Below are 13495 nucleotides of genomic sequence, written 5' to 3'. Positions count from 1 at the left end.
GTCCGGCGGTTTCCGTCGGGACAACGACCGTCCGTCGGGTGGCTTCAACCGCGACCGTGACAACGACCGTGGCGGCTTCCGCCGTGACAACGACCGTCCGTCCGGCGGCTTCCGTCGCGACAACGACCGCCCCTCCGGCGGCTTCAACCGCGACCGTGACAACGACCGTGGCGGCTTCCGTCGCGACAACGACCGTCCGTCCGGCGGCTTCCGTCGCGACAACGACCGCCCGTCCGGCGGCTTCAACCGCGACAACGACCGTCGTGACAATGGCGGCTTCCGCCGCGACGACCGCCCCGCCGGCGGCCACCGTGGCAGCGACCGTCCGTTCAACCGCGACCGCCGCGACGACCGCCCGTCGAGCGGCTTCCGCCGCGACGACCACCGCCCCTCGGGCGGCGGCTTCCGCCGCGACGACCACCGCCCGTCCGGCGGCGGCTTCCGCCGCGACGACAAGCCGCGCTGGAAGCGCAACGGCTGACCTTTCGTAAGGCCGGTCCACAGGGCTTAGAAAGGGCCCGTATCCGCACTTCGGCGCGGGTACGGGCCTTTTCCGTACCCACCCCCGGCCCGCCCGCAGCGCTCACGACGACAAGGACCCCGAGGGCTGACCCCGACCCGGCCCCGACGCACCACCCGGTGCGCCGGGGCCGGTACCCGATCGGTTTCGGGGAGCTCTCCGGCTATGCTGCACGGGTGTGCTTGTCCACGGGCCGTTAGCTCAATTGGCAGAGCAGTGGACTTTTAATCCATTGGTTGTGGGTTCGAGTCCCACACGGCCTACCAGTCGGAGAGTCCTCGCCGACCTTCTGACCTGCGTGTTCTGCGGCCCGATCGGGGTTTCCCGGTCGGGCCGCAGTGCGTCTGACGGCCTTTCGGGGCGTCTGCGTGCCCGATGAGTGCCCGAAGTGCGTCGTGGGGGTCGTCGGCCGTCACCCGTTCGGCGGACAGCGCTCGCCGCGTGTGGTCGGCTCGGTGAGGGTGAGGGGGTGCCCGGTCGGATGGTGCCGGGGCGGCAGCCGGCAGGAAGGTGGGACGTCGTGGAGCAGGTGGAGTTCCGGGGCGGATATCCGGTGGCGGAGAGTGCGGCGGCGTCGTACGAACGCAGCGATCTGCGGCGGGCGGTGGAGGCGTACCGGTTCTTCTACCCGGTCGTGTCGATGGAGGGAATCCTGCGCGGTACGCGGGCGGCGGGGGCGGTGGACAACGAGTCCGCGCCGCTGGTCGTGGCGCGGCCGCACCACGTGGGGTTCACGCTCAACTCGGACACGCCTTACCTCGGAGGCGGCCTGGACCTGCGCAAGAGCGGGCCGCTGGTGATCGAACTCCCGGCGGGCCCGCTGGTGGGCCTGGTCGACGACCACTACCACCGGTGGCTGGTCGACCTCGGTCTGCCCGGCCGCAACGGCCCGAAGGGCGGCAAGGTCCTGCTCCTGCCGCCCGGGTACGACGGCGCCGTGCCGGCGGAGGCCGAGGGGTACGAGGTCGTGCGCAGCGACACCTGGCAGGTGCTGTGCGCGCTGCGGGCGCTGCCCCTCGGCGGCGACGTGGCGGCGGCGAACCGGCTGCTGGCGTCCGTGCGTTTCTATCCGCTGGCCCGGAAGGACGATCCGCCCGCCTTCGCCGTGCTGGACCAGGACGGCCTGCCGATGGACACCACGCCGCTGGCCTGGGAGGACAACCTGGAGTACTGGCGCGTCCTGCACTCGGTGGTCGACAGTGAGCCGCCCGTCGACGAACTGCGGCCGATGCTCGGCCTGCTGGCCGAGCTGGGCATCGCGGCGGGCGAGCCCTTCGCCCCCGACGCGCGGATGGAGCGGATCCTCGTCGAGGCCGCGCGGCAGGGCCGCGAGGAGATGCTGGTGTCGGCGTTCGCCTCGCGTCGGCCGGACCGGATGGTGTGGCCGGACCGCACCTGGGAGTGGGCGGGGCTACGGCCGGAGAACGGCACCTTCGAGCGGCCCGGCTCGCTCGACGTGGAAGCAAGGGACCGGTGGTTCGCGCAGGCGATCGTCGCCTCGCCCGCGATGTTCCGCCGGGAGAAGGGCGCGGGCTCCCTCTACTGGCTGGGGCTGCGGGACGCCGACGGCACCTATCTCGACGGCGGGCGCACCTACCGGCTGCGGGTGCCGCTCCGCGTACCGGCCACCCTCTTCTGGTCGGTCACGGTCTACGACGCGGCCACCCGCTCCGAGGTCGTCGCCGACCAGGGGCAGGCGGCGCTGCGCTCGCTCTTCGACAAGCTGGAGCCGGAGGGCGCCGACCACGTGGACCTGTACTTCGGGCCGAGTGAACCGGCCGGGGGCGAGGGCCGGTGGGTCCAGACCGTCCCGGGCCGGGGCTGGTTCGCGTACTTCCGCATCTACGGCCCCGAGCAGGCGGCCTTCGACGGCTCATGGCGGCCCGGCGACTTCGAGCTCCGGGACTGAGACGCCGGGAGCGAGCGGGGCCGTGACCGGCTGTCAGGCGTTCACCCCCAGGGCCGTCAGGCGTTCCGGGTCGGCCAGGATGTCGATCTGGACGATGCGGTCGTCGGTGATGGTGAAGGCCATGAGGCCGACCGGGTGGCCGTGGGTGAGGGAGATCAGGCCGGCTGCGCCGTTGACCACGACCGGGCGGGCGGCGTGGCGGAACTTGGCGAAGGTGAGGGCCTGGGCGGTGACGGCCTCGGCGCCGTGGACCAGCTTGGAGGCGGCCTTCAGGAGGGTGCCGCCGTCGGCGCGCAGCACCACGTCCGGGTCGAGGACCGTCAGCAGGCCCTGGAAGTCGCCCGCCTGGGAGGCGGCCAGGAAGGCGTCCACGACCTCGCGCTGGCGGGCCAGGTCGGGCGCGGGGGCCGGCGCGGCGCCCTGGACGCGGCGGCGGGCACGGCTGGCGAGCTGGCGGGTGGCGGCGGGGGAGCGGTCGACGATGTGCGCGATCTCGTCGAAGGACACCGCGAACAGGTCGTGCAGCACGAAGGCGAGGCGCTCGGCCGGGGCCAGCGTCTCCAGGACGACGAGGAGGGCGAGCCCCACCGAGTCGGCGAGCAGCGCCTCCCGTTCGGGGTCCGCGACGCCCTCCTCCCGTACGACCGGGTCCGGCACGTGGTACTCCAGCGGGTCCTCGCGGCGGGCCGCGCGGGCGCGGAGCATGTCGAGGCAGACCCGGCCGACGACGGTGGTCAGCCAGCCGCTGAGGTTCCGCACGTCGCCCGTGTCGGAGCGGTTCAGCTTGAACCAGGCCTCCTGGACGGCGTCCTCCGCCTCGCTCAGCGAGCCGAGCATCCGGTAGGCCACCGCCCGCAGATGGCCGCGGTCCGCGTCGAAGCGGGCGGCCAGGAGGTCTCTATCGGTAGAAGTCATAGGGTCCGTAGGGGTCATCGGGTCCATCAGGGCTTTTCCCCTCGTCTCGGCGCGGCTTCGTGTCCGTCCCCTGGGCATGACGGGTGGCGGGGCGTGGATGTGACAGGTCCCGGTACGTGAGATTCCCGCCGGGGCGTGGCAAACAGCCGGGATTCCCCGGGGGAAGCCTCCCAGTGCCGTGGATCGGCACTTCAGCGTGGTGATCGTCCTGCCTAGATTTATGGCCATGACGACGACATCGACGCAGGTCAACCCCGTGAACGCGGTCCTCCGCACCCCGCCGGCCGCCCCCGCCGCCGCGGTCGCGTACTTCTCCGCGAGCCTCGCCTTCCACGCCGACGTCTCCGACGTGGCCGCCGCCCTCGCCGACGCCCGGGCCACCGGCGGCGACCCCGGCTTCGTGGTGATCGACTCGCGGTCCACCGCCTCCTGGGACCAGGGGCACGTGCCCGGCGCCGTCCACCTGCCGACCGCGCTGATCGCCGAGCAGGCCGAGCAGCTCCTCGACAAGGACGTCCCGGTCGTCACGTACTGCTGGGGCCCGGGCTGCAACGGCGCCACGCGGGCCGCGCTCGCCCTCGCCCAGCTGGGCTTCCAGGTGAAGGAGATGCTGGGCGGATTCGAGTACTGGGTGCGCGAGGGGTTCGGTTACGAGACGTGGGAGGGCGCCGAGCAGAAGGCCGCGGACCCGCTCACCGCGCCGGTCGACTCGGACGACTGCGGCTGCTGACGGGGGCCGCGGCGGACGCCCCGCGACAATGGATTTCGTGACCTGGGCATTCATGCCGTAAGGTTGTGTTCACCGACGCGGGGTGGAGCAGCTCGGTAGCTCGCTGGGCTCATAACCCAGAGGTCGCAGGTTCAAATCCTGTCCCCGCTACTCAGTAGCACGAAGGCCCGGATCCGGAAACGGATCCGGGCCTTCGTCGTTTCCGCGTGCCCGAACCCGTAGCCGCAGGCAACCGGAAAGGCAATACGCCCGCAAGTAAACGGTGGCCAAAACCCGGCCCGTTCTTTTGCGTGCCGCGCGTGCGCCACGTAATCTCGCGCGCACCATGAGTGACCAGAGCGTGACGGAACTGCGACGGGCGGGACGGCGGGCACCCGCCGTCCTGTTGCTGTTCGCGCTCGTCGCGCTGATCGCGGGCGTCTGCCACGGCGCGCACGGGCACGCGCTGGCGGCGCCGGAGGCACAGACGGCGGCGCAGACGGTGGCCCGGACAGAGGCGGTGTCCGCCTCCGTCGCCTCCGTGGTGCCGGGCGGCCCCGCCCCCGCGGCCACCGCCACCGTCCTCTCCGCCCCCTGGCTCCCGCACGGCTGCGAGCGGCCCGGGGACGGGTGGTCCTTCGACGCGCATCTGCCCGCGCAGTCCGCCGGCGCGCAGTTCCCCGCGCCGGACGCCGGCGGCGCCCTCCTCGCGTACGACGAGGTGTTCCCCGAGGCCCCGCACACCCGCTGTGTGCACGGCCGGGCCGGGCCCGGACCCGTGCCGGGCCGACTTCTGATCGCGCTCGGGGTGGACCGGAACTGAGCCGGGTCGCGCACCTCCGTGACCTCGCTCCTTCCGCACGCCCCGTACGCCGGGGCTGCTCCACCCCAAGGACGTAACCCCCCATGAGCAATCCCGCCAACCTGCTTTCCGTGGCCAGCCAGACCGTCGGCAACACCCCCGTCCTGTGGATGGACGACGGCTACTGGGCCAAGCTGGAGGGCTTCAACTTCGGCGGCATCAAGGACCGCGCCGCCCTCCACATGGTCGAGCAGGCCCGCCGCCGCGGCGAGCTGCGGCCGGGCGCCCCCATCGTCGAGTCGACCTCCGGCACCCTCGGGCTCGGGCTCGCGCTCGCCGGGATCCTGCACGGCCACCCGGTGCATGTCGTCACCGACCCCGGCCTCGAACCGATCGTCGAGCGGATGCTCACCGCCCACGGCGCCCACGTGCACGTCGTGCCCGAGCCCAGCCCGGACGGCGGCTGGCAGCAGGCCCGGATGGACCGGGTCGCCGAACTGCTGATCGCCCTCGACGGGGCCTGGTGGCCCAACCAGTACGGGAACCCCGACAACACCCAGGCGTACGCCGGGCTCGCCGCCGAGCTGGGCGAGCAGCTGGACCGGATCGACGTGCTGGTCTGCGCGGTCGGCACCGGCGGCCACTCGGCCGGCATCTCCCGCGCGCTGCGCGCCACCACCAGCCCCGCCCTGGAGCTCGTCGGCGTGGACTCCATCAACTCGACCATCTTCGGCCTGCCGGCCGGCGAGCGGCTGATGCGCGGGCTCGGCTCCTCCATCCACCCGGGCAACGTCGACCACGACGCCTTCGACGAGATCCACTGGGTGGGTCCCGCGGAGGCGGTGCGGGCCGCCCGGCGGCTCGCGTCCCGGCAGTTCGCCACCGGCGGCTGGAGCGTGGGCGCGGTCGCGCTGGTCGCGGGCTGGCTGGCCCGCACCCGGCCGCGCGGCACCCGTATCGCGGCGGTCTTCCCCGACGGGCCGCAGCGCTACTTCGACACCGTCTTCAACGACGACTTCTGCGAGGTGCACGGGCTGCTCGACGGTCCCGTACGGGAGGACCCCGCCGGGTACGCGGAGGGCGAGCCGGTCCGCGGCTGGACCCGCCGGGTGCTGGAGCGGGCGGAGCGGGTCCGTTGAGCACGACGACCGCTCCCTCCCCGGGAGGGATCTGGAAGCAGAGCCGCACCTTCGACCCGGCGGTGCGGCTGCTCTTCCTGAACCAGCTCACCATCAACCTCGGCTTCTACATGCTGATGCCGTACCTGGCCGCCCATCTGGCCGACGGCCTCGGCATGGCGGCCTGGGCGGTCGGGCTGGTCCTCGGCGCGCGGAACCTGTCCCAGCAGGGCATGTTCCTGGTCGGCGGCGCGCTCGCCGACCGGCTCGGCTACAAGCCGCTGATCGTCGCCGGGTGCGCGCTGCGGACGGTCGGCTTCGGGGCGCTCGCCTTCGCGCAGTCGCTGCCGATGCTGATCGCGGCCTCGCTGGCGACCGGTCTGGCGGGGGCGCTGTTCAACCCCGCGGTGCGGGCCTATCTCGCGGTGGAGGCGGGGGAGCGGCGCGTGGAGGCGTTCGCGCTGTTCAACACGTACTACCAGGCGGGCATCCTGCTCGGTCCGCTCGTCGGGGTGGCCCTGACAGGGGTGTCGTTCCAGCTGACGTGCGTGGTGGCGGCGGTGCTGTTCGCCGGGCTCACCCTCGTACAGCTGCGGCATCTGCCCGTGCGGAAGGAGGCGCCCGTAGGGGAGGGGCGGGAGCGGGGGCAGTTCAGGACGGTGCTCGCCAACCGGGTGTTCTGGCTGTTCTCGCTGGCGATGACCGGGTCGTACGTGCTGTCGTTCCAGGTCTATCTGGCGCTGCCGCTCGCCGCGGACAGCACGGCGGTGACGACGGCGCTGTTCGTGGTGTCGGCGCTGGTGGCGCTCGTCGGGCAGCTGCGGATCACCGCCTGGTGCAAGCGGCGGCTGAGCCGGGAGCGGTGTCTGGTGCTGGGGCTGGCGCTGATGGGCGTGGCGTTCCTGCCGCCGGCGCTGCTGGGCGGCGGGCGTTCGCTGCCGGGGCTGCTGCTGTGCGCGGCGCTCCTGGCGGCGGCGAACGCGGTGCTCTACCCCTACGAGATGGACACCGTGGTCGCGCTCGCCGACGGCCGCTGGGTCGCCACCCACTACGGGCTCTACAACACCGTCTGCGGGATCGGCATCACCCTGGGGAACCTGGGGACGGGCGCCCTGCTCGACCTGACCGGCTGGTCGGCGGTGCCCTGGCTGACGCTGTGCGCGGTGGGGCTCGGCTGCGCGGTGGCCATGGCGGCGCTGGCGCGGGGCGGGCGGCTCGCCGTCCCGTCCGCCGTACGCCAGTCGGCCGCGCGGGAGTCGCCGACGGGCACCGGCTGACCGCACCCTGAGGGAGGGCGCGGGTCCTCGCGTCGTCCTCGGGGCGGTCCCTGGTCCAGCGGGTCCGGGGCCGGTCGGGCCCAGGTCCAGGCGGGCCCAGGTCCAGGCGGGAGAGCAGAGGTGGCGCGAGCAGCGGGGCGGCACGGGCCCGGTGGCGGGGGAGCGAGCCGGGGTCCGTACGCCTTCGCCCGCCGCTTCATCCGCGCGCTGCCTCCGCTGATCATCGTGGGCGGGGTGTTCTACGACCTGTTCACCCCGCCCGCGTACACGGCGGCGCCGCTGTTCTCCGCGGCGCCGCTGATCGCCGCCCCCTTCTTCTCCACCCTCACCACGCTCCTGACGGGCATCGCCGCGGTCCTCGCCAGCGTCGGGCTGCACCTCTACAACGGGACGAGCGACGACATCCCCTCGCTCACCGAGACGCTGACCGTCCTCACCGTCTCGGCGCTCGCGATGCTGATCAACCGGGTGGTGCGGCGCAGCGGCGAGCGGCTCGCGTCGGTGCGGGTGATCGCGGAGGCGGCGCAGAAGGCGGTCCTTCCGGCGCCCGCCGAGCGGATCGGCGGGCTGCAGATCGCGGCCCGGTACGAGGCGGCGCAGGCCGACGCGTTCATCGGCGGCGATCTGTTCGCGGTACAGGACACCCCCTACGGGGTACGGCTGGTCGTCGGCGACGTGCGGGGCAAGGGGCTCGACGCGGTGGAGGCGGTCGCCGTGGTCATCGGCGCCTTCCGCGAGGCGGCCGAGCTGGAGCCGACGCTGGAGGGGGTGGCGCGGCGTCTCGACCGGGCGCTGGACCGGGAGGGCACCCGGCGGGACGGGCCCGACGCCTTCGAGGGGTTCACGACGGCGGTCCTCGCGGAGATCCCGCGCGGCGACGGGCTCGTACGGGTGGTGAACCGGGGGCATCCCGAGCCGCTGCTGCTGTACGGGGACGGCGGGCTCGACCGGTTGGTGCCGAGCGAGGCCGCGCTGCCGCTGGGGATGGCGGAGCTGGCGGCGTGGCCCGACCGGGCCGACGAGACGCCGTACCCGGCGGGTGCGACGCTGCTGCTCTACACGGACGGTCTCTCGGAGGCGCGGGACGCGCGGGGGGTCTTCTACGATCCGGCGGCGCGGCTCGCGGGGCGGCTCTTCCCCGGTCCCGAGGAGCTGTTGGACGCGCTGGTGGCGGATGTGCGCCGGCACACGGGCGGTGGTTCGACCGACGACATGGCGCTCCTTGCGGTGAGCCGCCCGGCGGCTGGGCAGCAGGAGCGGCGGCGGACGATGCCGGTGGTGCCGCCGGGCGGGGCCTCGCCGGAGGGCGGTGACCGGCCGTAGTCGGGGGGTGTCACTCCGATAACAATTGATACAACGTCAGATTCTGGGTGTGACCGGGATCCCGTCTGACTGGGGGTCAAGTCGGGCCATTCCCTGTCAATTCAGCTAATGATCAAGGGGAACGGCTTGGAATCGGGAGGCCGTGTCTATTAACGTTCGATAACGCAGCGCGGTCGTCCCAGCCGTCGCAAGAGACGGCACCGCGCGCGTGCGCCGAATTCCGCAAGGGAACCGGGGAACCACCACTTGGGGTGAATCGGGCCACGCCGCACCCGTGCGGCACACCCGTAGGAGACCTTCCTGCTCCGAACCCGTCAGCTAACCCGGTAGGCGAGAAGGAAGGAAAGGAGAGCGCCTCCGTGGCCTCCAACACCCCCGCTCCCGAAGCCCCCTTCGACTCTTTCGGCGCCTACGGCGCCGCGGGCACGGGCGGGGAGGAATGGAACCCCACCGAGGACTCGCTGCGGGCCCAGAACCGCTCCGGCGGCCGTCACCGGGTCGTCAAGCAGCGCTCCAACTTCGCCCGCTCCTCCACCGTCCTCGGTGTCGGCGTCATCGCCGCCGTCGGCGCGGGCGGCCTGGCCACCGCGCAGGACAAGCCCCCGGTCGCCATAGCCCTGCCGGACCTCGGCCTGCCCAACGCCTCCGAACTGCCCGGCATCGGCGACCTCATCGGCGGCGACGAGAAGGACTCCGGCGCGAGCACCGAGGTCACGAACAACCCGCAGCCGCTCACCGCCCTCACCTACACCACTCCCCAGGACACCGCCTCCGCCGACGCGCCCGCGGGCAGCGAGCGGCAGGCCGACGCCGGCGAGGCGCTGCGCGCCCGCATCCTCCAGCAGGCCGAGCAGCAGCAGGCCGCCGCCGACACCGCGGAGAAGGAGGCGGCGCAGAAGGCCGCCGCCGAGAAGGCCGCGGCGGAGGCCGCGACCAAGGCCGAGGCGGCGGCCAAGGCGGCAGCGGCGGAGAAGGCCGCGGCCGAGGCGAAGGCGAAGGCCGAGGCGGAGGCGGCCGCCAAGGAGGCGGCGGCGAAGGCCGAGGCCGAGCGCCTGGCCAAGCTGGCCGCGAGCTACGCGCTGCCCACCTCCTCGTACACGATCACCTCCACCTACGGCGAGGCCGGCTCGATGTGGTCCTCCGGCTACCACACCGGCCTGGACTTCGCCGCGCCCACCGGCACCCCGGTCAAGGCCGTCCACAGCGGCACCGTGAAGTCGGCCGGCTGGTCCGGCTCGTACGGCTACCGGATCGTCCTGGAGCTGCCGGACGGCACCGAGGTCTGGTACTGCCACCTGTCCTCGATGACCGTCGGCGCGGGCCAGTCCGTCGGCACCGGCGACACCATCGGCCGGGTCGGCGCCACCGGCAACGTCACCGGCCCCCACCTCCACCTGGAGGTCCACACCCCGTCCGGTGGCGGCATCGACCCGGCCGACTGGCTGCGGTCGAAGGGCCTGACCGTCTGAGGTCCGCCGCTCCTCCCGGAGAATCCGCCGCTCCTCCCGGAGAAGCGGAATAGGCACGGCCGTGCGGAGGGTTGATCACCCCATGACTTCTCTCCGCAAGCTGGGCTCCTCCGACCTGCACGTCTTCCCGCTCGCCCTCGGCGGCAACGTCTTCGGCTGGAGCGCCGACGAGGCGCAGTCCTTCGCCGTCCTCGACGCCTACACCGCCGCGGGCGGCAATTTCGTGGATACCGCCGACACCTACTCCTCGTGGGTCGAGGGCAACGAGGGCGGCGAGTCCGAGACCGTCATCGGCCGCTGGCTCGCCTCCCGCGGCAAGCGCGCCGACGTCCTCGTCGCGACCAAGGTCGGCGCCCACCCCCGCTTCAAGGGGCTGAGCGCGACCACCATCAAGGCCGCCGCCGAGGAGTCGCTGCGCCGCCTGGGCACCGACTACATCGACCTCTACTACACGCACTTCGACGACGAGACCGTGCCGGTCGAGGAGATCGTCACCGCCCTGGACCAGCTGGTCAAGGACGGCAAGGTGCGGGCCGTCGCCGCCTCCAACATCTCCCCGGAGCGGCTGCGCGCCTCGCTCGACTTCGCCGAGGCCGAGGGGCTCGCCCGCTACGTCGCGCTCCAGCCGCACTACAACCTGGTCTCCCGCGAGACCTACGAGGGCGCCCTCCTGGAGACCGCCGAGCAGGCCGGCCTCGGCGCCGTGCCGTACTTCGCGCTCGCCTCCGGCTTCCTCACCGGCAAGTACCGCCCGGGCGCCGCCGTCGCCAGCGTCCGCGCGGGCAGCGCGGCCCAGCACCTGGAGACCGAGCGGGGCCAGAAGGTGCTCGCCGCGCTCGACGCGGTCGCCGAGGCCCACGACGCCGAGGTCGCCACCGTCGCCCTCGCCTGGCTCGCCTCCCGCCCGACCGTCGTCGCCCCGATCGCCTCGGCCCGCACGGTCGAGCAGCTCCCCGCCCTCGTCGCCGTCGCCGAGCTGGAGCTGACGCCGGCGGAGCTGGCGGTGCTGGACGAGGCCTCGGCCGTCTGATCCGCCGCCCGGCCCACCGCCTCCGCTAGCCGCGGTACGGGTTGTAGCCGCCGTAGTCCAGATACTGCGGCGGCGCCCAGACCCGGCCCGTGGCCCGCGCGGCGTAGGTCAGCGCGGGCGAGGCCACCTGCCTGCGCTGCCACAGGTGGTGCAGCAGCTCCTGCTCGCGGGCCGCGAAGTCCGGGGCCGCCTGGCCGCGCCCGGCCCGGTGGCGCAGGAAGGCGAGGGTGGTGGCGAAGGCCTCGTACTCGCCGACCGCCTGCGCGGCCCGCTTCCCGTACGTACGGGCGGCGAAGCCGCGGGCCAGCGCGCGGGCCCGCATCGAGGAGAGCGCGAGCGGCTCGTCGTGCGCGAGCCAGCCCGCCGTCGCGTAGGCCGGGAGCTCGCCGGATATCGTGCGCAGCTCCTTCTGCCGGCTCCATATCGCGAGCCAGGTGAGCAGGGCGAAGACCGGGACCATGAACATCCCGTACACCGCGAGGAACGCCAGCGGGTGGAAGCTGGCCGAACCGTTCCACAGGGCGTGCATGCCCATGGCGAGGAGCAGGCCGGCGAGCGGGAGCAGGACCAGCCGGGTGCGGCGGAACCGGGCGTCTGCCGCCAGGAGGGCGGCGAAGCCGAAGCCGAGCCCGGTGAGCGAGGTGAACAGCGGGTGGGCGAACGGCGACATGATGATCCGGACCAGGAAGGTCCCGAAGGTCATGGAGCCGATCCCGGTGGAGCCGATCTCCTGGTCCTCGCCGAACGCGTTGCCCAGATAGAGGATGTTCTCGGTGAACGCGAAGCCGGTGGCGGTGAATCCGGCGTGGACGAGGCCGTCGACCGGGCCCGTGAAGTCCCTGCGGCGGAAGAGGAAGAGCAGCAGCAGGGCCGCGCCCTTCGCGGTCTCCTCCACGACCGGGGCGACCGCGGTCGCGCCGAGGGTGTCGGCGGAGCCGGGGTCGGCGGTCGCGCTGCTGATCCACTCCACGGCGAAGGAGTTGGCCAGGATCGCCACCAGGGTGGAGGCGAACGCGCCCCAGGCGAGGGCGAACAGCAGGTTCTTCCACGGGGCCGGCTCGACCCGGTCGAGCCAGCGGAACGCGGCCAGCAGCAGCGGCACGGGCAGGACCGCGAGGCCGAGGCCGACGAGGAAGCCCTCGGTGCCGGTCTCCTCCCGCACCAGCGCGAGGATCGCCAGGGCGCACAGCGCGAGCAGGGTGATCAGCGTGATGGCCCGCAGCAGCTTGCTGCGCCAGAAGGCGCGGCGCGGCTTGTACCGCCACTTGGCACGCTCCGGGACCGCGGCGAAGTCCGGCTGGTCGGTCTCCAGGGCGGGCACCGGTGCGGGCGCGGGAATGAACGCCTCGGCAGCGGCGGCAGGAGCAGCGGCAGCGGCGGGCGCGGGCTCGGTGGGAGATCCGACGATCGGGTTCGACGACACGGAACGACCCTAACGAGCGCCACCGACAGCGGCGAGGGAGTTCCCGCAGCCTGTGGAAAACCCGCCCCCGCCGACGGGGCGCGCGAGGTCAGCGCCTGCGGAACAGCAGGTCGTGGACGACGTGCCCCTTGTCGAGGCCCTGCCCCTCGAAGCGGGTCAGCGGCCGGTACCCGGGCCGGGGCGCGTAGCCGCCGTCGGCCTGGGTGTTCTCGAAGTCGGGGTGCGCGCTGAGCACCTCCAGCATCTGCTCCGCGTACGGCTCCCAGTCCGTGGCGCAGTGCAGCACGCCGCCGGGCTTGAGGCGGGGCGCGAGCAGAGTGAGGAAGTCGGGCTGGATCAGGCGCCGCTTGTGGTGCCGCTTCTTCGGCCACGGGTCCGGGAAGTAGACCCGGCAGCCGTCGAGGGACTCGGGCGTGAGCATCTCGCGGAGCAGGATGATCGCGTCGCCGTTGGCGACCCGGACGTTCTCCAGGCCGTTGCGGTCGGCGAGTCCGAGCAGATTGCCCTGGCCGGGGGTGTGGACGTCGACCGCGAGGATGCCGGTGCCGGGGTCGGCCGCGGCCATCTGCGCGGTGGCCTCACCCATGCCGAAGCCGATCTCCAGGACGACCGGCAGCCCGCCGAACATCTCCGTCAGGTCGAGCCGGCGCATGCCGTCGATGTCGAGCCCCCAGTCGGGCCACCGCTTCAGCATGGCCTCGGCCTGCCCCGCGGTGACGCGGCTGCGCCGGGGCTGGAAGCTGCGGATCCGACGCTCGAAGTGCGAGCCCGCCGGGTCGGGCGAGGGCCCCTCACCCGGCGCGAACATCCGGCTCCCGAGCCGCGCGGCGCGCTGCTCGGCCAGGGTGCGGTCGGCGGGGGTGATGTGCGGGTTGTTCTCTGGCTGCTCAGACACAATGCCCCGATTCTACGGCGCGCCGGGTCGGCCCGTTGTGGGCAATCGTCCCGCTGGGGCTGGGGCTGGGGCTGGGGCTGGGGGTCCCCCCCGGACGAAGTCTGG

Annotated in this window: 11 protein-coding genes, 2 tRNA genes, 1 pseudogene and 1 riboswitch; of the genes and pseudogenes, 11 read left to right on the top strand and 3 right to left on the bottom strand. The window is 73.2% G+C overall.

Annotated features, from left to right (window positions below; all coding sequences use genetic code 11):
• The 3 genes and pseudogenes from ABTZ54_RS06235 to ABTZ54_RS06225 all read left to right on the top strand — a co-directional run.
• Nucleotides 1–481 (top strand): annotated as a pseudogene (locus ABTZ54_RS06235) (DEAD/DEAH box helicase); the annotation flags it as partial.
• 229 nt (nt 482–710) lie between these two features.
• Nucleotides 711–786, top strand: a tRNA-Lys gene (locus ABTZ54_RS06230).
• Nucleotides 787–1040: 254 nt separating this feature from the next.
• Complete coding sequence (locus tag ABTZ54_RS06225) at nt 1041–2429, top strand: DUF1254 domain-containing protein (RefSeq protein WP_351657821.1); 1389 nt, start codon at nt 1041–1043, stop codon at nt 2427–2429.
• Between the two features lie 33 nt (nt 2430–2462).
• On the opposite strand, the gene sigJ is transcribed toward ABTZ54_RS06225, so the two are convergent.
• Nucleotides 2463–3344, bottom strand: coding sequence for an RNA polymerase sigma factor SigJ (sigJ, locus tag ABTZ54_RS06220; RefSeq protein ID WP_351657819.1), 882 nt, complete (start codon nt 3342–3344; stop codon nt 2463–2465).
• 226 nt (nt 3345–3570) lie between these two features.
• Between sigJ and ABTZ54_RS06215 the strand changes: the two genes are divergently transcribed.
• From ABTZ54_RS06215 to ABTZ54_RS06180, 8 genes are all read left to right on the top strand, one after another.
• Entirely contained in the window at nt 3571–4074 is a 504-nt protein-coding gene (locus tag ABTZ54_RS06215; RefSeq protein ID WP_502997193.1) for a rhodanese-like domain-containing protein, read from the top strand.
• Nucleotides 4075–4150: 76 nt separating this feature from the next.
• Nucleotides 4151–4224: transfer RNA gene (locus tag ABTZ54_RS06210), tRNA-Met, on the top strand.
• 175 nt (nt 4225–4399) lie between these two features.
• A complete protein-coding gene (locus ABTZ54_RS06205; protein WP_351657815.1) occupies nt 4400–4876 on the top strand; it encodes a hypothetical protein in 477 nt (158 codons plus the stop codon).
• A gap of 83 nt (nt 4877–4959) precedes the next feature.
• Nucleotides 4960–5994, top strand: a complete 1035-nt coding sequence (locus tag ABTZ54_RS06200; RefSeq protein WP_351657813.1) for a PLP-dependent cysteine synthase family protein — start codon at nt 4960–4962, stop codon at nt 5992–5994.
• Nucleotides 5991–7250: an MFS transporter gene (locus ABTZ54_RS06195; RefSeq protein ID WP_351657811.1), complete on the top strand. Its 1260-nt coding sequence runs from the start codon at nt 5991–5993 to the stop codon at nt 7248–7250. Before ABTZ54_RS06200 ends, ABTZ54_RS06195 begins: the two co-directional genes overlap by 4 nt.
• A gap of 120 nt (nt 7251–7370) precedes the next feature.
• Nucleotides 7371–8573 (top strand): PP2C family protein-serine/threonine phosphatase, encoded by a 1203-nt coding sequence (locus ABTZ54_RS06190; protein ID WP_502997192.1) that lies wholly within the window; start codon nt 7371–7373, stop codon nt 8571–8573.
• Between the two features lie 201 nt (nt 8574–8774).
• A riboswitch (cyclic di-AMP (ydaO/yuaA leader) is annotated at nt 8775–8920 on the top strand.
• A 12-nt stretch (nt 8921–8932) separates the two neighbouring features.
• Nucleotides 8933–10042, top strand: a complete 1110-nt coding sequence (locus tag ABTZ54_RS06185) for a M23 family metallopeptidase (RefSeq protein ID WP_351657809.1) — start codon at nt 8933–8935, stop codon at nt 10040–10042.
• 82 nt (nt 10043–10124) lie between these two features.
• Nucleotides 10125–11072 (top strand): aldo/keto reductase, encoded by a 948-nt coding sequence (locus ABTZ54_RS06180; protein WP_351657807.1) that lies wholly within the window; start codon nt 10125–10127, stop codon nt 11070–11072.
• Between the two features lie 25 nt (nt 11073–11097).
• Here ABTZ54_RS06180 and ABTZ54_RS06175 read toward each other — a convergent pair whose 3' ends face one another.
• Complete coding sequence (locus tag ABTZ54_RS06175) at nt 11098–12411, bottom strand: PrsW family intramembrane metalloprotease (protein ID WP_351658559.1); 1314 nt, start codon at nt 12409–12411, stop codon at nt 11098–11100.
• A 172-nt stretch (nt 12412–12583) separates the two neighbouring features.
• On the bottom strand, nt 12584–13303 hold the full coding sequence (trmB, locus tag ABTZ54_RS06170) for a tRNA (guanosine(46)-N7)-methyltransferase TrmB (RefSeq protein WP_502997200.1): 720 nt from the start codon (nt 13301–13303) through the stop codon (nt 12584–12586).
• Nucleotides 13304–13495: the final 192 nt, after the last annotated feature.

It is taken from the genome of Streptomyces sp. NPDC094032, from assembly GCF_040303965.1.
In the GTDB taxonomy this organism is placed as follows: domain Bacteria; phylum Actinomycetota; class Actinomycetes; order Streptomycetales; family Streptomycetaceae; genus Streptomyces.
The sequence above is the reverse complement of the archived record's forward strand: the minus strand, read 5'-3'. Positions and strand labels throughout refer to the sequence as shown.

Excerpts from the sequence above, each read along its gene's own strand:
- ABTZ54_RS06215 (WP_502997193.1), top strand. The coding sequence starts at position 3,571 with ATGACGACGACATCGACGCAGGTCAACCCCGTGAACGCGGTCCTCCGC.
- trmB (WP_502997200.1), bottom strand. The coding sequence starts at position 13,303 with ATGTTCGCGCCGGGTGAGGGGCCCTCGCCCGACCCGGCGGGCTCGCAC.
- ABTZ54_RS06200 (WP_351657813.1), top strand. The coding sequence starts at position 4,960 with ATGAGCAATCCCGCCAACCTGCTTTCCGTGGCCAGCCAGACCGTCGGC.
- sigJ (WP_351657819.1), bottom strand. The coding sequence starts at position 3,344 with ATGACTTCTACCGATAGAGACCTCCTGGCCGCCCGCTTCGACGCGGAC.
- ABTZ54_RS06205 (WP_351657815.1), top strand. The coding sequence starts at position 4,400 with ATGAGTGACCAGAGCGTGACGGAACTGCGACGGGCGGGACGGCGGGCA.
- ABTZ54_RS06180 (WP_351657807.1), top strand. The coding sequence starts at position 10,125 with ATGACTTCTCTCCGCAAGCTGGGCTCCTCCGACCTGCACGTCTTCCCG.